Origin of the sequence: Reyranella sp. (assembly GCF_004297265.1) — a bacterium.
In the GTDB taxonomy this organism is placed as follows: domain Bacteria; phylum Pseudomonadota; class Alphaproteobacteria; order Reyranellales; family Reyranellaceae; genus Reyranella.
On record NZ_SCUT01000021.1, the window covers coordinates 1 to 22,699 of the forward strand.

The following is a 22,699-nucleotide window of genomic DNA, read 5'->3' on the forward strand; positions in this document are numbered from 1 at the left end:
CGAGGGCCGCACGCTGTTCCGCGTGTTCCCGCACAACATCCTCTATCCCGGCATCTTCCTTGCCTTGACGGTGCTGGCCATCAACATCATGGGCGACGGTCTGCGCGACACGCTCGATCCCAAAATGAGCAAGAAGGTGTGATGCGCAGCATCGCACCTTCTTGCTCACCCTGAGCGCAGCGAAGCGAAGCCGAAGGGTCTTGCCTCCATGCCCAAGATCGTTGCCGTTGAAAAGAGATCCCTCCACTCGGCGCGTTGCGCCTCGGTCGGGATGACGGAGTTGAAGTCGTAATGTCCGCAGAAACCAAGAAGCCCGTCCTCGAAGTCCGAAACCTGAGTGTCGCCCTGCCCAAGGGCGGCGACCGGGTCCATGCCGTGGAAAAGGTGAGCTTCACCGTCAATCCCGGCGAGATCGTCTGCCTCGTGGGCGAATCCGGTTCGGGCAAGTCGGTGATCGCCTTCACGGTGATGGGCCTGCTCGCCAAGGCGCTGAAGCCGACCTCGGGCGAGATCCTGCTCGAGGGCGAGAACATCCTGACCGCGACCGAAAGCCGGCTGCGCGAGCTGCGCTGCACGCGCATGTCGATGATCTTCCAGGAGCCGATGACGGCCCTCAATCCCGTCATGACCTGCGGCGACCAGATCGACGAGGTGCTGAATACCCACACCAGCCTCGACGCGGCGACGCGCAAGGCAAAGATCATCGCCATCCTGGACCGCGTGAAGCTGCCGGAGCCGGAGCGCATCTATGCCTCCTTCCCGCACCAGCTTTCGGGCGGCCAGCGCCAGCGCATCATGATCGCCATGGCGCTGGTGCTCGATCCCGTGCTGCTGATCGCCGACGAGCCGACCACCGCCCTCGACGTGACCACCCAGGCCGAAATCCTGAAGCTCGTCGCCGAGCTGCAGGCCGGCCAGGGCACCGGCGTGCTGTTCATCACCCACGATTTCGGCGTCGTCGCCGAGATCGCCCATCGTGTCGCCGTGCTGCGCTGGGGCGAGCTGGTGGAGATGGGCCCGACCGAGCAGATCCTGTCTCGGCCGGTTCAGAACTACACCAAGATGCTGATCTCCTCCGTCCCGTCGATCACGCCCGTTCATCGGGGCGTGCGGCGCGACGGCACGACCATCCTGCGCACCGAGAAGCTCGGCAAGATCTATACGAGCAACGCCTTCTTCCAGAAGGCGAGGGTCGTGAAGGCCGCGGTCGACGTCGACCTCGACATCCGCCGGGGCGAGACGCTGGGCATCGTGGGCGAATCCGGCTCGGGCAAGTCGACCGTGGCGCGCTGCATCGCTCGCCTGATCGATCCGACCGAGGGCAAGGTCTATATCGGCGACACCGAGATCGCGACCATGTCGGCGAGCAGGCTGCGCCCGCATCGCCGCCGCGTGCAGATCGTCTTCCAGGATCCCTACCGCTCGATGAACCCGCGCATCACCGTGGGCGACTTCATCATCGAGGGGCCGATGAACTTCGGCATCGGGCGCGAGGAGGCGATGGCCCGCGCGCGCAAGCTGATGGAGACGGTGCGGCTCGATCCCAATGCGCTCGACCGCTTCCCGCACCAGTTCTCGGGCGGCCAGCGCCAGCGCATCTGCATCGCACGCGCGCTCGCCATGGAACCCGAGCTGCTGATCGCCGACGAGGCCGTGTCGGCGCTCGACGTGTCGGTGCAGAAGCAGGTGCTGGAGCTGCTCGACGAAATCCGCGTCCGCCTGAACCTCGCCGTCCTCTTCATCACCCACGACCTGCGCGTCGCCGCCCAGATCTGCGACTACGTCGCCGTGATGAGCAAGGGCCGTGTCGTCGAATACGGCTCGGCCGAACAGGTCTTCGGCTCGCCCAAGGCCGACTACACCAAGGCCCTGTTCGCCGCCGCCCCCGGCCGCAACTGGGAATTCGGCAAGTTCGCGGCTTAGGTCAGGCGTAGCGCGCGCGCACGCGCTTCTCGACCAGGCCGGCCAGCAGGAAGGCCGCCGCCGAGATCACCGTGGCGACCGCGCTGGCGCCGAACGCCTGTTCGGTCTGGAAGTCCGACTTGGTCTTGGCGAAGAGATAGCCCAGGCCCGACGTGCCCATCAGGAATTCCGCGACCATGGCGGCCAGGATCGCGTGCGCTGCCGCGAGCTTGAAGGCGATCGCGAGATTGGGCATCGCCGCCGGCAGGGCGAGCCGCCACAGCACCGAGAGTCGCGAGGCGCCCAGCACGCGGAACAGGTCCTCGCTGCCCGGCGGCGGCGAGCGCAGGCCCGACGAGGCGAAGACGAAGGACGGAAAGAAGGTGATGATGACCACGATCGCCAGCACGGTCGAGGTGTCGTAGCCCAGCAGGCGGGCGATCACCGGGATCAGCGCCACCACCGGCACCGAGCTGAACAGCACCGTGAGCGGGTTGAGCAGCCCCGAAGCCACGGGCGAGAACCACGCGGCGACGGCGAGCCCGGTCCCCACCGCCATGCCGGCGACCAGGCCGAAAACCGCGACCGCGAGCGTGATGCCGACATTGCGGACATAGACCATGGGGTGGCCCACGAGATCACCCAGCACCGCCACCGGCGTCGGCATGACGATGGGATTGAAGCGGTTGAGCACGACCCAGAGCTGCCAGGCCAGCAGCAGCAGCAGGATGCCCCAATAGTCCTCGACCACACGCAGCAGCAGCGGCCGCTTCGGTGCTGCCGTTTCCATCAGCCGAACCTCGCATAGGCGGCGCGTTCCAGCAGCGTGAGCAGGCCGTAGAAGACCAGCGAGGCGCCGACCGCGAGGAGCACCGCGCACCACAGCAGCACGATCTGGAAATTCTGCATGGCGTTGATGATCAGGATACCGATGCCGCGCGAAGCGCCGAACCACTCGCCGATGATCGCGCCGATCAAGGCGGCCGGCCAGGCGAGCCGCAGCCCCGACGCCAGCGCCGGCAGCGCCGCCGGCAGTTCGAGCCGCCGGAACCGCTTCAGCCGGTCGGCCCCCAGCACGGCGAAGAGATCGCGATGGGCCGGCGTCGCCCGCTCCAGGCCCGAGCCCATCGACACGAATACGATGAAGAAGACATGGATCGACGAGACGGCCGCAGGCGTGCTGTCGCGGCTCAGCAGCACGAGGAAGATCGGACCCAGCGCGATCGACGGCACCGAATTCAGCACGGCGGCCAGCCGGTCCGAGCCGCGCCGCAGCGGCGGCACGAGATGCGCCAGTGCCGCCAGGGCGAGCCCCGCCGTCGTGCCCCACAGGTAGCCTTGCGCCGTCTCCTCCAGCGTGGCCACGAGCGCGCGCTGGAAAAGCGGCCGCCGGCCCTCGTCGGTCAGCATCTCGAGCACGGCGCTGAGCGGCGGCCAGCTGATCCCGGCCAGCTTTAGCTGGCCGACCGTCTCCCACAGCACCAGGAACAGCGCGATGCCCGTCGCGCCCAGCAAGGCGTTGCGGGTGCCGGCGGTCATGCGGTGCCGCTTCCGATCGCCTCTCCACCCGTCGAAGGAGACGGCTCCGGTTCCGGCGCCTCCAATGCCGCGGTGAGATCGTCGACCAGATGGTGGAATTCCTCGCTGCGCATGACGGCGGGCGCGCGCGGCCGCGCGAAGGGCACGACCACCTCACGCACGATGCGGCCGGGGCGACCGCTCATCACCACCACACGGTCGGCCAGGAACAGTGCCTCGTCGACCGAATGGGTGATCAGCAGGGTGGTGATCCGGCGCTCCGACCAGATTCGCTGGAGCTCGACATTCATCTGGCGGCGCGTCACCGCATCGAGTGCGCCGAACGGCTCGTCGAGCAGCAACACCTCCGGCTCCAGCACCAGCGCGCGAGCGATCGAGGCGCGCTGGCGCATGCCGCCCGAAAGCTGCCGCGGCCGCGCCGTCTCGAAGCGGCCGAGACCGACCAGCTCGATCAGGCGCGCAATCGCCGCCTCGTCGACCCGCCGGCCGGCGATCCGGAAGGGCAGCGCGATGTTGTCGTGGATGCTCAGCCAGGGCAGCAGCGCATGGTCCTGGAAAGCGACTCCCAGCGCATGCCGGGCCGATACCAGACCGGGCGCGGCGCCGCCGATACTGACGCTGCCGCCGCTCGGCTGCTCCAGCGACGCGACCAGCCGCAAGAGCGTGCTCTTGCCGCAGCCGCTGGGGCCCAGGATGGCCACGAACTCGCCCGGCGCTATTTCGAGCGACAGGTCGGTGAGCGCGAGGACGCCCTCGCTGCTGCCCGCCAGCGCGAAGCGCTTGCTCGCCCGGTCGATGGTGATGGAAGCGCCGCCGCCCGCCATCGCCGTCAGGCCACCATGGCGTCGAAACGCTCCATGAGCTTGGGCAGCCGCTCGGCCAGGCGCCGCTCGATCTCGGCGCGGTCGACCGTCAGCAGCTCGCGGTCCTTCATGACCAGCTTGCCGTCGACGACGACACTGCGCACGTCGCGGCCAACCACGGAGTTGGCGGCGACGAAGTAGGGGTCGTAGAGCGGCAGATGGTCGAGCTGCGTGCGATCGACCAGCAGCATGTCGGCCTTCTTGCCGACTTCCAGGCTGCCGATCTCCTTCTCGATGCCGAGCGCCCGCGCCCCGCCGTTGGTCGCGACCTTGAGGATCTCCTCGCTCGGCATGACGTTGCGGTAGGCGATGGGCGTGCCCATCACCGCCTGCTGACCGACGCGCGTCATGTGCGCCACTTGGAAGATGTCGAGCGAGCCCCAGGACGCGGCGCCATCGGTGCCCAGGCCGATGTCGATGCCGCGCTTCCACATCTCGCTCAGCCGGTGCGGGCCGATGTGATAGTTGTTGAAGGCGCAATGACAGGCCGAAGGCCGGTGCTTGACGTAGAGGTCCATCTCCTCCGCCGACAGCAGCACCGAATGGGCGCAGTGCATGTGGCGGTCGAGCGCCCCGAGGTCATGCAGATATTCCGCCGGCCGCTTGCCGAATTTCTCGAGCGCGTAGTCGATCTCGTACACGCCCTCGCAGAGATGGGTGTGGATCTTGACGTCGAGCGCCCGGGCCGCCTCGGCCATGGCTTTGATCAGTTCGGGCGAGCAGACGATGATCTGGCGCAGCGACAGCCAGGCCTGCACGCGATCGGTGCCCTGCTGGGTGCCCTTCCAGCGCTTCACCAGCGCCACGTTGCGGTCGTAGGCCTGGCGCGTGGTGGCGATCATTGTCCTGGGCGCCTTGACGCCCTGGTCGACCGTACTGAGCGCGACGAAGCCGCGGATGCCGATGTCGATGGCGGCGCGGCCCATGGCGTCGGGATGCGGCCCACCCGCCTCGGCAAAGCAGGTCGTGCCGACCGAGATCATGTTGGCGTAGCAGAGCAGACCGCTCAGATAGACGTCCTCGTCCGTGAGCATGCCCTCGAAGGGAATGTAGTAGTTCTTCCACGGCGGATTCTTGACCTGCTGGCGCTGCCCGATCTCGGCGAGCTTGCCGCGCAGCAGGGTCTGGGCGGTATGGACATGGGCGTCGATCAGCCCCGGCATGGCGATCTGGCCGGAGCCGTCGAGAGTCGAGGTCGCCGTCACCCGCCGCTTCGCGGCCGATGCCTTGCCGATCCAGACGATCCGGTTGCCTTTGACGGCCACGGCGCCATCGCGGATGACGCTGTTCCGGCCGTCGATGGTGACGACGTCGCAGCCGCTGACCAGCAGGTCGACCTTGAGCGGGCCGGCCACGATCAACCCTTCTTGAGACTGGCGATCACGTCCTGCATCACCGAGAAATCGACGAGCTTGTCGACATCCGGCAGCTTGTCGCGGCCCGAGGCCTTGGCCGCGGCGTACATCGGCCCGGCCAGCAGCTCGCGATCGATCACCAGCAGGGGCTGGTCGGGCTTGGTCGGATTCTTGGTCATCGGGATCTGCAGTTCGTTCTGCCGCGTCTGCTGCTTGAGATCGAGGCCGAGGTCGACGCCGAACCGGGTGACGGCCAGCTTGGCCGCGACGGCCGGATCCTTCTCGTTCTCGATCCAGCCCCTGGTGAGGGCGCGCAGGAACTTCACCACCGTCGGCCGCTCGGCCTGCAGGTAGGCGCGCGAGGTGAAGATCAGGCTGGCATAGGCGCGATAGCCCATCGAATCGAACGAGGTGAAGAAGAAGTCCTTGCCGCGCACCATGCCCATGCGTTCGAGCGTGACGGCCTGGTTGGTGCCGAAGGCGGTGTAGCCGTCGCCCTGCTTGGATAGCAGCGGCTCGGGCGAGAAGCCGGCCGGCACGAACTCCCATTCCTTGGGCAGGTTGTTCAGGGCGAGCGTGGCGTCGATCACGGTGCGCTCGTTGGGACCCTGGGCCAGGATCTTCTTGCCGACGATGTCGGCCGCCTTGAGGATCGGCTTGCCCGGCAGGGAGATGATGCCGAGCGGAAACACCGGATAGGTGCCGGCGACGATGACGAAGTCGTTGCCGCGGCCGATGGCATCGAGATACGGCAGCCAGGTCGCGTAGCCCAGCTCTGCGCCGCCCGCCGCCACGGTGACCAGCGGCGGCGGCGCGTTGGGACCGCCCGGCAGGGTCTTCACCTCGAGCTGCTCCTGCTTGAAGTAGCCCTCGGCCTCGGCGATCCAGAGCCCGGCATATTCGACGTTGTTGATCCAGGCGAGCGCCACCCGCACCGTCTTGGTCTGGGCGAACGCGGGGAAGGCCCCCAGCGAACCCGCCAGCGCCGCACCGCCTGTTGCCTGCATGAATGTCCGGCGCTGCATCGATGCCTTCCCAAAGTTTCGTTCTACACCCTCCCGTTGCCCGCAAACCCCGTGCCAGCACGGCCTTGATGAAGCTTCCTGCCGGACCCAGACTTGCGTCATGACCTCCGACCTCCTCGAAGGCGCTTCGTTCGCCCATTGCAACACCATAAGCTGGTGTTGCACGTCGTTTGTGAACTCAGGGGACCTCTAGGACCGCATGAGTCTGGATTTCATTCTCGTGGCAGGCCCCCTGGTCAGGGCGTCGAGCTGGGAGCCCACGGCCGCACGCCTGCGGGAGGCTGGACATCGCGTCCAGGTGCCGGATGTGCTGGCCGGCCATTCACGGCCGCCTTCCTGGCGCGCCTGGAACGCCCATCTCCTGAAACTCATCGATCCCTGCCGCGAATCGATTCTGGTCGGCCACAGCTCGGCCAGCGTGCTGGTCGCCGACCTGGCCGGCAGGGTGCCTTGCCGTTGCCTGGTCATCGTCGACGGGGAGGTACCGCCATCCAATGGCGCGGCTTCGCCGGTGAGACCCGCGCTGCGCGATTTCATCAGGAGCCTGGCGGAAGCCGACGGAACCCTTCCGATCTGGTCGAGGTGGCTGGGCGATGAACGTCGCGCATCCCTTGTCGGACTCGACATCCTGGCGAGCGATCCCGTTGCTTTCGCCGAATTCGAAAGCGGCCTTCCGAAGTTCTCGGTTGATTGGTTCGACGACACAATCGACCTCGCGGACTGGGATCACGTCCCCGCTGGCTTCATTCAGACTTCGGCGATCCACGATCACTCGGCCGCGGAGGCACGGCGGCGCGGGTGGCCGGTCGTAAACCTGCACGGCACACACCTTCATCCCACCTTGAGTCCGGTCGAGACGGCCGACGCCCTCACTGCCATGTCGCGCCAGCTCGTCCCGCGCACCGGCCGATAGCATCGGACGGCCGGGACGACGCGCTGCCGGAGCTGCGACAGGGTTCCTTCGCGCCCCCTAAAAGCCGGACTATCTCTTCGCCAGCAGGCCGGCGAGGCCGGTGTAGGTTTCCGGCCGCAGCGCCCGCAGCCGCGCCTTGAGTTCCGGACCAACCTCGAGCCCGTCGATGAAGGTGGCGAAATCGGCCAGCGTCACCTGCCGGCCTCGCGTCAGCGCCTTCAACTGCTCATAGGGCATCTCGACCCCGGCGACGCGCAGCATCGTCTGGATCGCCTCCGCCAGCACTTCGGGATGCGCCCTCAGCGCTTCGCTGAGCGCCGCCTCGTTCACGCTCACCTTGCCGAAGCCGCGCAGGAGCGCGCCGTAGCCGATCAGCGCATGGGCGAAGGCGGTCCCGAAGGTGCGGGCGACGGTCGAATCCGAAAGGTCGCGCTGCAGGCGCGAGATCGGCAGCTTGCGCGAGAGATGTTCGAACAGCGCGCTGGCGACGCCGAAATTGCCCTCGGCGTTCTCGAAGTCGATCGGATTCACCTTGTGCGGCATCGCCGACGAGCCGATCTCGCCCTCCTTCGGCTTCTGCGTCACCCAGCCGTCGGAGATGTAGCGCCACATGTCCTGCGACAGGTCGATCAGGATGGTGTCGATGCGGCGGAACGTGTCGAACATCTCCGCGAACGTGTCGTGCGGCTCGATCTGGGTCGTCACCTCGTTGAGTGCGAGGCGCACCGGGTGTGCGCCAGCCTCTCCCGGCGCGTTCAGGCGCTCGACGAAAGTGCGCGCAAACGCCAGCCAGTCGACCTGCGGCAGCGCCACCATCTGGGCGTTGTAGTTGGCCGACGGCCCGCCAAACTTTACCAGCACGGGATTGCTGCGGAGATGAGCGACCTGGCGGGCAAGACGCGTCGCGAAGACGTTCATTTCCTTGCCGAAGGTCGTGGGCGTGGCGCTCTGGCCGTGCGTGCGCGCCAGCATGGCGGTGTCGGCGTGTTTGCGGGCAAGCCCCTCGATCTCCTTCGCGAGCTTGGCCAGCGACGGCAGCATCACCGCCTCCAACGCACCGCGCAGGCAGAGAGCATGGGCCGTGCTGTTCACGTCCTCCGACGTCAGTGCAAAATGCACCCACTCCAGCACATCGGCGAGGCTCGACCCTTTCAGCTTCAGCTTGATGAAGTATTCGACCGCCTTCACGTCGTGGTTGGTCGCGGGGATGCCGGCATGGCCCTCGCGCTCGAACTTGCGGATGAGCCGCGCGTCCTCGACCGAGATGTCCGGCAGGGCCTTCAGCAGCGCCTTTTCGGCGGCCGTGAGCGGGCGCATGCCGACGCCCGGGGTCTCCGAGAGGGCGGCGAGATATTCGCACTCCACGACGACCCGCCTCTTCATGAGGGCGTATTCGCTGAAATAGCCGGCCAGCGCCTCGGAGGTCGTGCGATAGCGGCCGTCGACGGCACTGACGGCGGTAAGGGAATCGAGCTGCATGCCGGGCACATAGCACAGACGGCCGCTCGCCGCTTGCCGTCCGCCGGATGGCAGGTTCAGACTGGCCTCATGGCTTCCGGTTTCCTCGAAGACGCATCCTTCAATCAGTCGCCTGCCTTCGGCGACCTCGACCTGTTCTCGGCCGACCGGCCCCTGGCCGAGGCGGCCGGGCGCGCGGGGCTCGACCTCGCGGCCCTGTCCGCGTGCGGAAAGGACTACGGCGCGGCCGGGACGCTCGACCTCGGGCGGGTGGCCAACGAGAATCCGCCGAAGCTGCGCACCATGGACGGCAAGGGCAACCGGCTCGACCTGGTCGAATTCCATCCCGCCTATCACGCGCTGATGCAGAAGAGCATCGGCCACGGCATCCACGCCTCGGCGCATGACGGCAGCGACAAGCCGGCGCCGATGGCGGCCCGCGCCGTACGGCTCTATCTCGCGACGCAGGCGGAGAGCGGGCACATGTGCCCCATCACCATGACGCATGCCTGCGTGGGCGCGCTCCGCTCCGAGCCGGCGCTGCTGGCCAAATGGCTGCCGAAGATCCAGACCCGGACCTACGATCCGCGCCCCCTGCCGTGGTGGGAGAAGAACGGCGTGACGCTGGGCATGGGCATGACCGAGCGCCAGGGCGGCACCGACGTGCGCGCCAACATCACGAGCGCGACCGAGCACGGCGACCATGTCGAGATCAGCGGGCACAAATGGTTCATGTCGGCGCCGATGTGCGACGCCTTCCTCGTGCTGGCGCAGGCAAAAGACGGCCTCACCTGTTACCTGATGCCGCGCTACCGGCCCGACGGCTCGCAGAACGCGATCCGCTTCCAGCGGCTGAAGGACAAGCTCGGCAACAAGTCGAATGCCTCCTCCGAGGTCGAGTTCCACGGCGCGTGGGCCGAGCGAGTGGGTCCCGAAGGCGCGGGCGTGCGCACCATCATCGAGATGGTGAACCTGACCCGGCTGGACTGCGCCATCGCCTCGGCCGGCCAGTCGCGCATCGCGCTCAGCCAGGCGATCCACCACATCCGCAATCGATCGGTCTTCCAGCGACGGCTGGCCGACCAGCCGGCGATGCGCGCGGTCGCGTCCGACATGGCGCTGGAGCTCGAGGCGCAGGTGGCGCTGGTGTTCCGCCTGATCCGCGCCGCCGAGCATGCCGCCCACGACCCGCGCGAAGCGGCCTATGCACGCCTGCTGACGCCCGCCGTGAAGTTCCTCGTCTGCAAGAGCACGCCGCAGCTCGTCTACGAATCGCTCGAGTGCCTGGGCGGCAACGGTTACACCGAGGACCTGCCGCTGGCGCGCTACTTCCGCGAATCGCCGCTGAATGCCATCTGGGAAGGATCGGGCAACGTCATGGCGCTCGACGTGCTGCGCGCCGCCGGCCGTCATCCCGAGGCCGCGACCGACACGCTCTCGCGCCTCGTGCGCACCGCCGACCAGGCCTTCAAGGCGGGTCCGATCGCGCAGGCACTGGAGCAGACCCTGAAGTCCGGCGCCGCCGAACGCCGCGCGCGTTTCCTGTGCGAGGGCCTCGCCAAGATCGCCGCCGTGGCGGCGCTGGTCGAGGCGGGCTCACCCTTCGCCGCGCTCTATGCCGAAACGCGCCTCGGCGGCTTGCCCTTCGCGCAGTTCGGTTCGGCCGACCTCGGCGCCAGCGAGACGGCGCTGATGGACCGCGCGCTGGCGGCCTAGCGCTTCGCGGGAGAGCGCGCCTGCCAGGGCCGCAGCAACAGCATGCCGCCCATCACGATGCCATAGGCCGCGAGCCCGATCCCCATCGCCCAGAACAGCGCGTCGAGCCCCTGCCCCAGCTCGATCGCGAGCCAGCCGCCGCCGACGGTGACGACCAGCCTCACCAGCACGGCGGCTACCGGTACGCCCATGCGACCGGCGCCCTGGCTACCGAAATGCAGGGTCAGGCCGAGACCGTAGAGGATGTAAAACGGGGAGGCCCGCGTGAGGTAGCCGACGCAGGCAGCGATCGTCGCGGGATCGCTCGCGAACAGAAGCGACCATTGCTCCGGCAGAAGCGCGATCGCGCCCCCGACCGTGCCGATCACCGCGGCGGCGAACAGGCTGCCGGTCCAGGCGACGCGACGCGCCCGCGCCCAGCCGTCGGCGCCCGCGGCAACGCCGATCAGGGTCAGCATGCCGGTGCCGATTCCGTAGGAAAGCGCGCCCATCAGATTCTCGAGCCGCGAGCCGATGGCGTAACCCGCCAGAGCCGACGTGCCGAAGCGGCCGACCAGGCCGGTCAGCACCATCGTGCCGATGCCGCCGACCACCGTGATGGCGGAAGAGGCGAGGCCGACACCCAGGATTTCCGCGAACAGGCGGCGCTGCAGGCCGCGTCCGCCGAGCGAGGGCACGAAGCCCAGCCGCCCGTCCCAGATCGCGCGCGCCGTCAAGGCGAGCGACAGGCCGGATGCCGCAACGCCGGCCGCCGCGAAGCCCGCCACGCCCCAGCCCGGCCAGCCGCCGATACCGAGCCCCAGCAGCGCCGCCAACGGCACGTAGACCGCCGAGCCCACGACGCCGAACCGCGCCGCCAGGGCCGCGCTGCCGACGCCCCGCAGGATGGCCGACGCGAAGTTGGTCGCCCACACCAGCACCCCGCCGCTGAACCAGAGGTCGCTGTAGGCGCGTGCCTCTCGCAGCACCACGCCCTCGCCGCCCATCATGCGATAGAAGAACGGTGCCGCCGTCGACGCGAACAGTGCGCAGAGCGCGGCGAAGACGAACGCCAGCACCATCGCGTGGATCACCAGGGCCTGGGCGTCCTCGCGCCGGCCGCCGCCCAGGGCACGTGCCATGGAGGCGGCGACGGCGCCGCCCAGCCCGCCCGACGAAACATTCATCACCATGACGATGAAGGGATAGACCAGCGCGAACGCCGCCAGCGCGCCGCTGCCCAGCCGGCCGACGAGCCAGATCTCAGCCAGCACGACGGCGATCTGCACCACCATGAACGCAGTCGTAGGACCCGCGAGCCGCAGCAAGGAACGCCCGATGGGGGCGACGAGGAGAGGATGGGACACGAGGAGACTCTGGTGAGCGGCAGCGCGACAACGATGCACCCGGCCCCTGGCGGGACCGGCAAGGAAGGATCGTTAAAGTCGCGAACTCATGTGCGGAGTCTCCGGAACGACCGACACTATGGCCTCGTATACGAATTCCGACAACCTGTTCGCTTTGCCTGCCGATGCCGCGCCGGTACACTCCGGCCCCGCCTTCCAGCCAATGTTCAGCGAGTAACTCGTTCCAATGAAAAAGATCTTCACCGCGTGCCTCGGCACCGAGACCAATACCTTTGCCTCGATCCCGACCGGGCTCGGCCTGTTCGAGGAGACCTGTCTGTTCCGCAAGGGCAGCTACGGCGACAAGGTCCCGATGTTCGGTGCGCCGCTCGACGTCTGGCGCAAGCGCTCCGAGGCCAAGGGCTGGCAGGTGGTCGAGAGCCTCTGCGCCTTCGCCCAGCCGGCGGGCAAGACCGTGAAGAAGGTCTACGAGGCGTTCCGCGACGAGATCATCGCGGACCTCAAGGCTGCGATGCCGGTCGACGCCGTGTTCCTGTCCATGCACGGCGCCATGGTGGCCGAGGGCTATGACGACTGCGAAAGCGACCTGCTCGCCCATGTGCGCAAGGTCGTGGGGCCGGACGTTCCGGTGGGCGTCGAGTTCGACCTCCACTGCAACATCGGCGAAGGCACGATGCGCGACGCCACGGCGCTGGTCCTGTTCAAGGAATACCCGCATGTCGACGTGTCGGACCGCGCCGACGACCTGTTCAACGTCATGGAAGGCGCCATCGAGGGCCGCACGAAGCCGGTGATGGCCACCTGGGACTGCCGCATGATCGGCGTGTTCCACACGACACGGCAGCCGATGCGCGGCTTCGTCGACAAGCTGATGGCCATGGAAGGCAAGGACGGTGTGCTCTCCCTCTCCGTCGCCCACGGCTTCCCATGGTCGGACATCAAGGAGATGAGCAGCCGCATCATCGCCATCACCGACGGCGACAAGGAAAAGGCCGAGAAGATCGCCAAGGAGCTGGGCCAGGAGTTCTTCGCCATGCGTGAAGCCACGCAGCCGCCCTATGTGACCCTGGAGGCCGCCATGGCGCGGGTCAGCTCCCACAACCTGCCCAAGCCCATGGTGCTGGCCGACGTGTCGGACAATGCCGGCGGCGGCGCCGCCTCGGATTCAACCTTCATCCTGAAGGCGCTGCTCGACGGCAAGGTGAAGGACGCGGCGATTGCCATGTTCTGGGATCCCGGCGCGGTGAAGCTCGCCTTCGAGGTGGGCGAAGGCGCCGAACTCGACATCCGCCTCGGCGGCAAGCTCGGGCCGCAATCGGGCGCGCCGGTCGATGCCCGCGCCAGGGTGCTGAAGCTCGAGAAGGACGTGTTCATCCAGTTCGGCGGCGCCCGCAAGGGCACCAGCCCGATCGGCGATGCCGCCGCCCTGCAGATCGAGGGCGTGACGGTGATCGTCAACTCCACGCGCTCGCAGTGCCACAGCCTCGACTGCTTCACCAAGCTCGGCGTCGATCCTTCGACCAAGAAGGTCGTGGTGGTGAAGTCGATGCAGCACTTCCATGCCGCCTATGCGCCGATCGCCAGCGAGGTGGTCTATGTCGCCGCCCCCGGCGCACTCGTGCCGGACTGGTCGCTGCTGCCCTACACCAAGGCCGACAAGACCCAGTGGCCCTTCGTCGCCAACCCGCACGCGTGAGGCGGCGCGGGCTTCGAGCCGCTCCTGCCAGGAGCGGCGAAAGGCCCATATTTCAGGGCGTTTACAGCGCTCCGACTCATTGGTATGTTCCGCCCCGTCGCGGCCCGGGATGGCCGTTTTGTTGTTTTAGATCAACGACTTAACGACATCCCGCCCCGGCGCGAGGGCAGCGATACATGAAGATTCTCACCGGTAACAGCAACAAACCGCTGGCCGAAGCCATTTCCGCCAAACTGGCCTTGCCGCTGGTCAAGGCCAACATTCGCCGTTTCTCCGACAACGAAATCTTCGTCGAGATCCTGGAGAATGTCCGCGGCGAGGACGTTTTCATCATCCAGTCGACGAGCTTCCCGGCCAACGACCATCTGATGGAACTGCTGATCACCATCGATGCCCTGCGCCGCAGCTCCGCCCGCCGCATCACCGCGGTGATCCCCTATTTCGGCTATGCACGGCAGGACCGCCGCACCGGGTCGCGCACGCCGATCACGGCCAAGCTGGTCGCCAACCTGATCACCCATGCCGGCGCCCATCGCGTTCTGACGCTCGACCTGCATGCCGGCCAGATCCAGGGCTTCTTCGACATCCCGCTCGATAATCTCTATGCCGGCCCGGTCTTCTCCAAGGATATCAAGGAGACGTTCTCCAACCGCAGCCTCACCGTCGTGTCGCCTGACACGGGCGGCGTGGTCCGTGCCCGCGCCATCGCCAAGCGCATCGATGCCGACCTCGCCATCATCGACAAACGCCGCGAGGCCGCCGGTGTCAGCGAGGTCATGAACGTGATCGGCGACGTGAAGAACCGCGACTGCATCCTGATCGACGACATCGTCGATTCGGGCGGCACGCTCTGCAATGCCGCGGTCGCGCTGATGGACCAGGGCGCCACGTCGGTTTCGGCCTATATCACGCACGGCGTGCTGTCCGGCGGCGCGGTCGCCCGCGTCGCGGCCTCGCCGATCGAGAAGATGGTGATCACGGATTCGATCATGCCCACCGAGGCGGTGCGCGTGTCGCCGAACATCCGGCCGCTCAGCATCGCCACGCTGATGGCCGAGGCGATGCGGCGCATCACCGACGAGACCTCGGTTTCGAGCCTGTTCGAGTAGGTATTCAGGAGTTTCAGGAGATCCGGCGATGGGCACCCCTGGAGGCCACGCCGCGATGACAGAGCAACCCAAGGAGAATTGAAATGGCAGAGACGACCAAAGTCGTCGCGAAGATAAGAGACCGGGCCGGCAAAGGGGGCGCCCGTTCCAGTCGTCGCGAAGGACTGATTCCCGCCGTGATCTACGGCGACAAGCAGCCGCCCGTGATGATCGCCGTCGAGCCGAAGACGATCGAGCGCGAGATTCACAAGGAAGGCTACTTCAATCACCGCATGAAGATCGCCGTCGATGGCACGGACTACGATGTCCTGCCGCGCGACGTGCAGGTCGATCCGGTGACGGACAAGCCTCTGCATCTCGACTTCCTGCGCATCGGCCCCGACTCGATCATCACCGTGCAGGTGCCCGTGCGCTTCCGCAACGAGCTGGCCTCGCCCGGCATCAAGCGCGGCGGCGTGCTCAACGTCGTGCTGCACGAGATCACGCTGCGCACCCGGGCCGATTCGATTCCGGAAATCTTCGAGGTCGACCTGACCGGCCTCGAGATCGGCCACTCGATCCACATGTCGGCTCTCAACATTCCCGAGAGCGCGCGCGTGGTGACCCGCGACAAGAACGCCACCGTGGCGTCGATCGCCGCCCCGACCGTGGCGCGCGAAGCGGCCACGACGGAAGGCGCTGCGGCCGAGGGCGCTGCCCCGGCGGCGGGCGCCGCTCCGGCGGCGGGCGCTGCAGCGGCGGGCGGCAAGGCCGCTCCCGCTCCGGCGAAGAAGTAACGAGCGGACGAAGGCTCCGCTCCGTCGATGCTTCTGCTGGTCGGGCTCGGCAATCCCGGGCCGCGCTACGCGGGGCACCGGCACAATGTGGGATTCATGGCGGTGGACGAGATCGTCCGCCGCCGTGTCTTCTCCCCGTGGCGTGCGCGTTTCAACGGCGAAGTGGCCGAAGGCCATCTCGGCGGCGAGCGCGTCATCGTCCTGAAACCCATGACGTTCATGAACGAATCGAGCAAGGCCGTGGGCGAAGCCGTGCGCTTCCTCAAGGTTCCGCTCGACCGGCTGGTCGTCTTCCACGACGAACTCGACATCGCGCCTGGACGGGTGCGCATGAAGAAGGGCGGCGGCGCCGGCGGGCATAACGGCCTGCGCGACATCGACGCGCATGTCGGCAAGGACTATCGCCGCGTCCGCATCGGCATCGGCCATCCCGGCCACAAGGACCTGGTGCTGCACTGGGTGCTGCGCGACTTCGACCGCGACGAGCGCGATCCGAAGGACGGCTGGGTTCCGAAGGTACTGGGCGCCCTGGCCGACGAAGCGGCGCTGCTGGTCGAAGGCGGCGCCAAGGCCGACGAAAAATACATGAGCCGGGTGGCGCATCTCGCGCCGCCTCCCGATCTTCCGGCCCGCCTCGACATCAAGGGCGTCCAGGACAGCAAAGAGTAGACCATGGGTTTCAACTGCGGAATCGTCGGCCTGCCCAATGTCGGCAAGTCGACCCTGTTCAACGCGCTGACCGCCACCCAGGCGGCGCAGGCGGCCAACTATCCGTTCTGCACCATCGAGCCGAATGTCGGCAGGGTCGCCGTGCCCGATCCGCGGCTCGACAAACTCGCGGCCATCGCGGGCTCTGCCAAGATCATCAACACCCAGCTCGAGTTCGTCGACATCGCCGGCCTGGTGAAGGGCGCGTCCCGCGGCGAGGGGCTGGGCAACCAGTTCCTGGGCAACATCCGGGAGGTCGATGCGATCGTCCATGTGCTGCGCTGCTTCGAGGATGGCGACGTCACGCACGTGAGCGGCAAGGTCGATCCGGTGAGCGACGCCGAGGTCGTCGAGACCGAGCTGATGCTGGCCGACATGGACAGCCTGGAAAAGCGCCTGCCCAACCTCGAGAAGAAGGCCAAGGGCGGCGACAAGGAGTCTGCCGCCGAGGTCCCGGTCGTGAAGAAGGCGCTGGACGCGCTGCGCGACGGCAAGCCGGCCCGCGAGGCCAAGCTCAGCGACGACGAACGCGCGATCTTCGCCCGGCTGCAGCTCATCACCGCCAAGCCGATGATGTACGTGCTCAACGTCGAGGAAAGCTCGGCCGCGACCGGCAACGAACACAGCGCCAAGGCCGAGGCCTTCGCCAGGTCGCGCGGCATGCCGTCGGTCGTGATCTCGGCCGCCATCGAGGCCGAGGTGGCCCAGCTTCCGGTCGAGGACCAGGCCGACTACCTCTCGTCGCTCGGCCTGGAAGAGACCGGCCTCGCTCGCGTCGTGCGCGCGGGCTACGCCCTGCTCAACCTCGTGACCTTCTTCACCGTCGGCCCGAAGGAAGCCCGCGCCTGGACCGTACGCCGGGAGGCCACGGCGCCGCAGGCCGCCGGCGTCATCCACACCGATTTCGAGAAGGGCTTCATCCGCGCCGAGACCATCGCCTACGACGATTACGTGACGCTGAACGGCGAGGCGGGCGCGCGCGATGCCGGCAAGCTGCGCCTCGAAGGCAAGGAATACGCCGTCAAGGACGGCGACGTTTTCCATTTCAGGTTCAATGTCTGAGGTGCTGGCGCGCCTCAGACATTGAACCGGCGAGCGGCAGCGCTTGTAACCAAGCGCGAGAGCTCGCCCCGTGAAGGATAGATAAGAACTTCATCGGAGCGCGCCACTCCAGTGGCGCGCTCCAATGAGACCTAACTACCTATCGTCCCGCCACCCTTCTTCGTGATCGCAATCACCGACGGCCGTGGCGGCATGCCGTCCTTGAAGTCGGGCCAGCGCGTCGAGGGCTTCTCGAAGGTCGAGTTGCGGTCCTCGCCGGGATGCTGGATGGCGAGGAACAGCGTGCCGTCGTCCGGCGCGAAGATCGGCCCGCACACCTCGGCGCCGGTCGGCGCCTGGTAGAAGCAGCGCGTCAGCGCACGCCCGAAGCCCACCGTGTCGGCGGCATAGATCCCGTCGGCGATGCCCGCGGCCGAAGGGCCGCCGTCTGTCGCGATCCAGATACGGCCCTTGCTGTCGAAGGCGATATTGTCGGGGCAGCTCAGCCAGCCATTGTCCGACGTCGCGCGATGATAGTGTGCGCCGGCATCCTGGCCGGGCTTGCCGGCCAGCAGGAAGATCGACCACGCACCCTCGTTCGCGGCATGGTCGCCGTCCTTGGGCGCGATCTCGATTATGTGGCCGTGATCATTGGTGGCCCTCGGATTGGCCTTGTCGACCTGGTCGGGCTTGCGCAGGCCGTTGTTGGTCAGCACGACATAGACCCGGCCGTTGACCGGATTGGTCTCGATGTCTTCCGGCCGGTCCATCGGCGTGGGCTTCAGCAGATCGGCGGCCATCCGCGTCTTCACCAGCACGTCGCCCTGCGTCGCGAACCCGTTCGCCGCCGTCAGCGGCCCCTGCCCCTGCACCAGCGGCAGCCATTCGACCTTGCCGTCGGCATTGAAGCGCGCGACGGAAAGCGTGCCCTCGTCGAGCAGGTTCTTGTTCGCGGCCCGGTCGTTCGGGTTCCACGGCCGGGCGGTGACGAAGCGATAGACATACTCGAACCGTTCGTCGTCGCCGCTGTACAGCACCACCCGGCCATCCTTGGCCAGCGCATAGGTGCAACCCTCATGCTTGAAGCGGCCCAGAGCTGTGCGCTTCACCGGCGGCGAGTTGGGCTCATAGGGATCGATCTCGACCACCCAGCCGAAGCGGTTGGGTTCGTTCGGCTCCTTGTCGAAGTTGAAGCGGTCGACATGCTGGCCCCAGGCGTTGGTCGCGCGCGCCACGCCATAGCGCTTGCCGAGTTCGGTGTCGGCCAACCGCGCCGCGTCGCCGTCGAAGTAGAAATTGAAATTCTCCTCGCAGGTCAGCCACGTGCCCCAGGGCGTGCTGCCGCCGGCGCAGTTGCCGAAGGTGCCCAGTACCTTGGTGCCGGTGGGATCGGCCGAGGTCTTGAGCCTGTCGTTCCCGGCGGCGGGGCCCGAGATCTCCATCGGGGTCGTGGCGGTGAGGCGGCGCGCGAACTTGCTGTCGGGCACGACCTTCCACCCGGCACCGTCGCGGGCGATTTCGATGACCGCGCCGCCGACCGACGCCATCTCGACCGCGACCTGATCCTTCGTGGCCTTGAGCGCCGCACCGCGGCCGCTGCCCAGGCCGGCGAACATCAGGTTGGGGTTGGTGTATTCGTGATTGGCGACCATGAGGAAGCGGTCGCCGCTGCGGCTGCCGGCCGGCATCGGATAGAGACCGAGATAGTCGTTGTTGTAGCCGAACCGCTTCTCCTGCTCGGCGGCGGTCAGCGATTTCGGATCGAAGTCCGAGCCGGCGCCGATGATCGGATCGCCCCAGCGGATCAGCACCTGCATCTCGTAGCCCTCGGCGACATGCTGCGTGTCGTCGAGCGTGTGGGCCAGCTCCTTGAAGGTGAGCGTCGACGGGCCGGCCGCCTGGGCCTCCGCATCGGTCGCGGCGAACGGGCTGCCGAGCGCCGCCGCGGCGCCGATGCCCGCCAGTCCGCGCAATGCGTCGCGCCGGCTGAGCCGGCGTTCGATCAGATCGCCGATCGACGGCTCGGTGCTGGCGTTCACGCCGATATCGTCGGGGTCCGTGTAATCGTCACTCTGAGCGGCGGCCATGTGAACTCCTCGAAACACCGCCTCTGGGTAGCGGGCAACAATGGCGTTTCCGTTACAAATTCTGCGCATCCGTCACCGCCGTCCACAAGGCACCGTCAGCAAACCGTAGCGCTCAGCCTGTAGCAGGCGGATGTCACACCTCATGAAGAGACAGACATGAAAACACATCTGCTGCTTGCGGCCTCCGCGACCGCCCTCCTGCTGGCCGCCTTCCCCGTGTCGGCCCAGACCAAGTATCCGGCCACCCTCGAAGGGCACGCCATCCTGCCGGCGATGACCCTCGTTCCCGCTCCGGCCGATGCGCCGCAGGAGCTGCAGATCTCCGGCCGCTATGCCGGTCCGGCCGGCCAGCGGGTCGACACGCCCGAAAGCGTGCCGGCTTTCTCCGCCCTCTCCGACAAGGCCGCACCGCGCCCCACCGGCCTCAGCCTGCCGCTGAAGGGCCAGGCCGTGCAGGGCCTGTCCGGCATCAAGAACCTGAAGGACGGCACCTTCCTGACGCTGACGGACAACGGCTTCGGCTCGAAGGCCAACTCGCCCGACTCGATGCTGATGTTCCATGTGGTGAAGCCGGACTGGAAGAGCGGCGCGGTCGAGCGCGTCTCGACCACCTTCCTCAGCGATCCGGATCGCAAGGTGCCGTTCCGCATCGTCAACGAGAACACGCCCAGGCGCTACCTGACCGGCGGCGACTTCGATCTCGAATCGGTCCAGCCGATCGGCGATTTCCTGTACTTCGGCGAGGAGTTCGGCCCCTACCTGATCAAGACCGACAAGAGCGGCAAGGTCCTTCAGGTCTTCGAGACCAAGGTCGACGGCAAGGTCGTGCGCTCGCCCGACCATCCGGCGCTCACTCTGCCGGGCGCGCCCGGTCCGGTGAAGTTCGAGGTCCGGCGCAGCAAGGGCTTCGAGGGCATGGCGGCGTCGCCCGACGGCAAGTTCCTCTATCCGCTGCTCGAAGGCCCGCTGGTGACCGAGTCGGGCGAAATGGAAGCCCGGGACGGCAAGCGCTTCCTGCGCATCCTCGAGTTCGACGTGGCCAAGGGCGAGTACACGGGCAGGAGCTTCAAGTACACGCTCGAGGCGCCGGCCAACGCCATCGGCGACTTCAACCTGATCGACGCCGGCACCGGCCTGATCATCGAGCGCGACGACACCGAGGGCGACGCGGCCCAGGCCTGCAAGGACGGCGCCGTGAAAGCCGACTGCTTCAACGCGCCGGCCAAGTTCAAGCGCATCTACAAGATCGACCTCGGCCAGGCCGATGCCGACGGCTTCGTGAAGAAGGTGGGCTACATCGACCTGATGGACATCCAGGATCCGAACAAGGTCGCCCGCGCAGGCGCCAAGGACGGCAAGTTCACCTTCCCGTTCTTCACCATCGAGAATGTCGATCTGGTCGACGCCGACCACATCATCGTCGGCAACGACAACAACCTGCCCTTCTCGTCGGGCCGCGCGCTGGGCAAGTCCGACGACAACGAGCTGATCCTCCTGAAGGTCACCGACCTCCTGAAGGCGAAGTAGATCGCTTTCCTCCCCATTCGGATGGGGAGGTGCCCCGAAGGGGCGGAGGGGTCATGACCCCATCGCCCTCGTAGGACGAGGGCACTTCCCCTTTGCGGACTCCGCAAAGGGGAAGAGTTCGATCTCTACTCGGTCACGTCGAGCGCCACCTTCTCGCGCTTCTTGCGGAGCGCGGGAAGGAGCGGCGCGATCAGCAGGAAGACCGCGATCGCGAGGCAGGCGATCGAGATCGGCCGCACGACGAAGATCTCGAACGACCCCTGGCTCAGGATCAGCGACTTGCGCAGGTTGTTCTCGAGCATCGGCCCGAGCACGAAGGCCAGCACCAGCGGCGCCGCCTCGTAGCCGAACTTGCGCATGAGATAGCCCAGCAGGCCGGTGCCGATCATGACGAACACGTCGAACACGGCGTTGCCCGAGGCGAAGACGCCGACAATGCAGAACATCAGGATCAGCGGGAACAGAATCCTGTAGGGCGCCTTCAGCACCTGCACCCACATGCCGATCAACGGCATGTTGAGCACCAGCAGCATGATGTTGCCGACATACATGCTGGCGACGATGCCCCAGAAGACCTTGGGGTTCTGGCTCATCATCAGCGGCCCGGGCTGCAGCCCGTGGATGACAAAGGCGCCGAGCAGCAGCGCCATGATGACGTTGGGCGGAATGCCGAGCGTCATCAGGGGAATGAAGGCGCCGCCGGCCGCCGCGTTGTTGGCGGCCTCGGGTCCCGCGACGCCCTCGATCGCGCCCTTCCCGAAACGCTCGGGCGTGCGCGACAGCTTCTTCTCCATGGCGTAGGACGCGAAGGAGGCGATCACCGCGCCGCCGCCCGGCAGCACGCCCAGCAGGAAGCCGAGCAGCGTGCCGCGCCCGACCGGGCCGGCGCTCGCCTTCAGGTCCTCGCGCGACGGCCACAGGCTGCCGATCCGCGATTGCACGATGTCTCGGCGAATCTGCTGCTCGATGTTCGCCAGGATCTCGGCCACGCCGAACAGACCCATCACGACCGGCACCAGGCCGATTCCGTCGACCAGTTCGAGCCGGTCGAAGGTGAGACGCGGCATTGCGTTGATCTGGTCCAGGCCGATCAGGCCGACCACGACGCCGACCGCCGCCATCAGCAGCGCCTTGGCCATCGAGCCCTGCGTGAGGAACGACAGGATGGTGAGGCCGAGAACCATCAGGCTGAAATATTCCGGCGGGCCGAAGGCCACGGCGACCTGGGCCAGCATCGGCGCCACGAGCATCAGCGCGACGATGGCGAAGGTGCCGGCGACGAACGATCCCAGCGCGGAGATGCCGAGCGCCGGGCCGGCCCGGCCGCGCTTGGCCATCTCGTGCCCGTCGATGCAGGTGACGACCGAGGCCGCCTCGCCCGGGATATTCACCAGCACCGCGGTGGTCGAGCCGCCATACATCGAGCCGTAGTAGATGCCGGCCATCATGATGATACCGGACTCGGGCGAGCCGGAGAGCGTGACCGGCAGCAGCAGCGACATGGCCGAGATCGGCCCGATGCCCGGCAGCACGCCGACCAGCGTACCGATGAACACGCCGATGAAGCAGTAGAGGAGATTGACCGGGTCGAACGCGACCGCGAATCCCTGTGCGAGACCGGAAATCACGTCCATCGCG

18 protein-coding genes are annotated in these 22,699 nt (G+C 67.2%); 9 read left to right on the forward strand and 9 right to left on the reverse strand.

The annotated features are described in order from the left end of the window. The first annotated feature begins 291 nt into the window (after positions 1 to 291). Positions 292 to 1,923, forward strand: a complete 1,632-nt coding sequence (locus EPO41_RS07555; RefSeq protein WP_296322714.1) for an ABC transporter ATP-binding protein — start codon at positions 292 to 294, stop codon at positions 1,921 to 1,923. A gap of 1 nt (position 1,924) precedes the next feature. Here EPO41_RS07555 and EPO41_RS07560 read toward each other — a convergent pair whose 3' ends face one another. The 5 genes from EPO41_RS07560 to EPO41_RS07580 are packed head-to-tail and all read right to left on the reverse strand — an operon-like array spanning position 1,925 to position 6,684. Then, positions 1,925 to 2,692 (reverse strand): ABC transporter permease subunit, encoded by a 768-nt coding sequence (locus EPO41_RS07560; RefSeq protein ID WP_296322717.1) that lies wholly within the window; start codon positions 2,690 to 2,692, stop codon positions 1,925 to 1,927. Next, entirely contained in the window at positions 2,692 to 3,441 is a 750-nt protein-coding gene (locus EPO41_RS07565; RefSeq protein ID WP_296322721.1) for an ABC transporter permease subunit, read from the reverse strand. The genes EPO41_RS07560 and EPO41_RS07565 overlap by 1 nt, the downstream gene beginning before the upstream one ends. Beyond that, on the reverse strand, positions 3,438 to 4,265 hold the full coding sequence (locus EPO41_RS07570) for an ABC transporter ATP-binding protein (protein WP_296322724.1): 828 nt from the start codon (positions 4,263 to 4,265) through the stop codon (positions 3,438 to 3,440). Before EPO41_RS07570 ends, EPO41_RS07565 begins: the two co-directional genes overlap by 4 nt. A gap of 5 nt (positions 4,266 to 4,270) precedes the next feature. After that, positions 4,271 to 5,659 carry an amidohydrolase gene (locus EPO41_RS07575; RefSeq protein ID WP_296322727.1) on the reverse strand — a complete coding sequence of 463 codons (1,389 nt, stop codon included), beginning with the start codon at positions 5,657 to 5,659 and terminating at the stop codon, positions 4,271 to 4,273. A gap of 2 nt (positions 5,660 to 5,661) precedes the next feature. After that, complete coding sequence (locus EPO41_RS07580) at positions 5,662 to 6,684, reverse strand: ABC transporter substrate-binding protein (RefSeq protein ID WP_296322729.1); 1,023 nt, start codon at positions 6,682 to 6,684, stop codon at positions 5,662 to 5,664. 199 nt (positions 6,685 to 6,883) lie between these two features. Here EPO41_RS07580 and EPO41_RS07585 point away from each other — a divergent pair, with 199 nt between their 5' ends. Beyond that, positions 6,884 to 7,597, forward strand: coding sequence for an alpha/beta fold hydrolase (locus EPO41_RS07585; RefSeq protein ID WP_296322732.1), 714 nt, complete (start codon positions 6,884 to 6,886; stop codon positions 7,595 to 7,597). A 69-nt stretch (positions 7,598 to 7,666) separates the two neighbouring features. Here EPO41_RS07585 and purB read toward each other — a convergent pair whose 3' ends face one another. Beyond that, positions 7,667 to 9,076 (reverse strand): adenylosuccinate lyase, encoded by a 1,410-nt coding sequence (gene purB / locus EPO41_RS07590; RefSeq protein ID WP_296322735.1) that lies wholly within the window; start codon positions 9,074 to 9,076, stop codon positions 7,667 to 7,669. 69 nt (positions 9,077 to 9,145) lie between these two features. On the opposite strand from purB, the gene EPO41_RS07595 reads away from it, so the two are divergent. Next, positions 9,146 to 10,771 (forward strand): acyl-CoA dehydrogenase family protein, encoded by a 1,626-nt coding sequence (locus EPO41_RS07595; protein ID WP_296322738.1) that lies wholly within the window; start codon positions 9,146 to 9,148, stop codon positions 10,769 to 10,771. Here EPO41_RS07595 and EPO41_RS07600 read toward each other — a convergent pair. Further along, positions 10,768 to 12,045 carry an MATE family efflux transporter gene (locus EPO41_RS07600; RefSeq protein ID WP_296322741.1) on the reverse strand — a complete coding sequence of 426 codons (1,278 nt, stop codon included), beginning with the start codon at positions 12,043 to 12,045 and terminating at the stop codon, positions 10,768 to 10,770. The two genes, EPO41_RS07595 and EPO41_RS07600, sit on opposite strands and share 4 nt — an antisense overlap. Positions 12,046 to 12,343: 298 nt before the next feature. On the opposite strand from EPO41_RS07600, the gene EPO41_RS07605 reads away from it, so the two are divergent. The 5 genes from EPO41_RS07605 to ychF all read left to right on the forward strand — a co-directional run bounded on the left by EPO41_RS07605 (position 12,344) and on the right by ychF (position 17,468). Next, entirely contained in the window at positions 12,344 to 13,813 is a 1,470-nt protein-coding gene (locus EPO41_RS07605; RefSeq protein WP_296322744.1) for a M81 family metallopeptidase, read from the forward strand. Between the two features lie 176 nt (positions 13,814 to 13,989). Continuing rightward, complete coding sequence (locus EPO41_RS07610) at positions 13,990 to 14,922, forward strand: ribose-phosphate pyrophosphokinase (RefSeq protein ID WP_296322747.1); 933 nt, start codon at positions 13,990 to 13,992, stop codon at positions 14,920 to 14,922. Positions 14,923 to 15,005: 83 nt separating this feature from the next. Continuing rightward, on the forward strand, positions 15,006 to 15,698 hold the full coding sequence (locus EPO41_RS07615; RefSeq protein ID WP_296322749.1) for a 50S ribosomal protein L25/general stress protein Ctc: 693 nt from the start codon (positions 15,006 to 15,008) through the stop codon (positions 15,696 to 15,698). Between the two features lie 27 nt (positions 15,699 to 15,725). Then, the gene (pth, locus tag EPO41_RS07620; protein WP_296322752.1) at positions 15,726 to 16,367 is read left to right on the forward strand and encodes an aminoacyl-tRNA hydrolase; all 642 of its coding nucleotides are present in this window, start codon (positions 15,726 to 15,728) and stop codon (positions 16,365 to 16,367) included. Between the two features lie 3 nt (positions 16,368 to 16,370). After that, complete coding sequence (gene ychF / locus EPO41_RS07625; protein WP_296322756.1) at positions 16,371 to 17,468, forward strand: redox-regulated ATPase YchF; 1,098 nt, start codon at positions 16,371 to 16,373, stop codon at positions 17,466 to 17,468. Between the two features lie 131 nt (positions 17,469 to 17,599). On the opposite strand, the gene EPO41_RS07630 is transcribed toward ychF, so the two are convergent. After that, positions 17,600 to 19,534 carry a PhoX family phosphatase gene (locus tag EPO41_RS07630; RefSeq protein WP_296322757.1) on the reverse strand — a complete coding sequence of 645 codons (1,935 nt, stop codon included), beginning with the start codon at positions 19,532 to 19,534 and terminating at the stop codon, positions 17,600 to 17,602. Between the two features lie 156 nt (positions 19,535 to 19,690). On the opposite strand from EPO41_RS07630, the gene EPO41_RS07635 reads away from it, so the two are divergent. Beyond that, positions 19,691 to 21,061 (forward strand): esterase-like activity of phytase family protein, encoded by a 1,371-nt coding sequence (locus tag EPO41_RS07635; protein ID WP_296322761.1) that lies wholly within the window; start codon positions 19,691 to 19,693, stop codon positions 21,059 to 21,061. 125 nt (positions 21,062 to 21,186) lie between these two features. Here EPO41_RS07635 and EPO41_RS07640 read toward each other — a convergent pair whose 3' ends face one another. Next, positions 21,187 to 22,695 (reverse strand): tripartite tricarboxylate transporter permease, encoded by a 1,509-nt coding sequence (locus EPO41_RS07640; protein WP_296322763.1) that lies wholly within the window; start codon positions 22,693 to 22,695, stop codon positions 21,187 to 21,189. Positions 22,696 to 22,699 lie beyond the last annotated feature (4 nt).

What these genes read in the sequence shown, in the direction of transcription:
- EPO41_RS07615 (WP_296322749.1), top strand. Translation starts at nt 15,006, where the DNA reads ATGGCAGAGACGACCAAAGTCGTCGCGAAGATAAGAGACCGGGCCGGC.
- EPO41_RS07580 (WP_296322729.1), bottom strand. Translation starts at nt 6,684, where the DNA reads ATGCAGCGCCGGACATTCATGCAGGCAACAGGCGGTGCGGCGCTGGCG.
- EPO41_RS07600 (WP_296322741.1), bottom strand. Translation starts at nt 12,045, where the DNA reads ATGGTGGTGCAGATCGCCGTCGTGCTGGCTGAGATCTGGCTCGTCGGC.
- EPO41_RS07630 (WP_296322757.1), bottom strand. Translation starts at nt 19,534, where the DNA reads ATGGCCGCCGCTCAGAGTGACGATTACACGGACCCCGACGATATCGGC.
- EPO41_RS07595 (WP_296322738.1), top strand. Translation starts at nt 9,146, where the DNA reads ATGGCTTCCGGTTTCCTCGAAGACGCATCCTTCAATCAGTCGCCTGCC.
- purB (WP_296322735.1), bottom strand. Translation starts at nt 9,076, where the DNA reads ATGCAGCTCGATTCCCTTACCGCCGTCAGTGCCGTCGACGGCCGCTAT.
- EPO41_RS07640 (WP_296322763.1), bottom strand. Translation starts at nt 22,695, where the DNA reads ATGGACGTGATTTCCGGTCTCGCACAGGGATTCGCGGTCGCGTTCGAC.
- EPO41_RS07585 (WP_296322732.1), top strand. Translation starts at nt 6,884, where the DNA reads ATGAGTCTGGATTTCATTCTCGTGGCAGGCCCCCTGGTCAGGGCGTCG.
- ychF (WP_296322756.1), top strand. Translation starts at nt 16,371, where the DNA reads ATGGGTTTCAACTGCGGAATCGTCGGCCTGCCCAATGTCGGCAAGTCG.
- EPO41_RS07605 (WP_296322744.1), top strand. Translation starts at nt 12,344, where the DNA reads ATGAAAAAGATCTTCACCGCGTGCCTCGGCACCGAGACCAATACCTTT.
- EPO41_RS07635 (WP_296322761.1), top strand. Translation starts at nt 19,691, where the DNA reads ATGAAAACACATCTGCTGCTTGCGGCCTCCGCGACCGCCCTCCTGCTG.
- EPO41_RS07560 (WP_296322717.1), bottom strand. Translation starts at nt 2,692, where the DNA reads ATGGAAACGGCAGCACCGAAGCGGCCGCTGCTGCTGCGTGTGGTCGAG.
- EPO41_RS07555 (WP_296322714.1), top strand. Translation starts at nt 292, where the DNA reads ATGTCCGCAGAAACCAAGAAGCCCGTCCTCGAAGTCCGAAACCTGAGT.
- pth (WP_296322752.1), top strand. Translation starts at nt 15,726, where the DNA reads ATGCTTCTGCTGGTCGGGCTCGGCAATCCCGGGCCGCGCTACGCGGGG.
- EPO41_RS07610 (WP_296322747.1), top strand. Translation starts at nt 13,990, where the DNA reads ATGAAGATTCTCACCGGTAACAGCAACAAACCGCTGGCCGAAGCCATT.
- EPO41_RS07565 (WP_296322721.1), bottom strand. Translation starts at nt 3,441, where the DNA reads ATGACCGCCGGCACCCGCAACGCCTTGCTGGGCGCGACGGGCATCGCG.
- EPO41_RS07570 (WP_296322724.1), bottom strand. Translation starts at nt 4,265, where the DNA reads ATGGCGGGCGGCGGCGCTTCCATCACCATCGACCGGGCGAGCAAGCGC.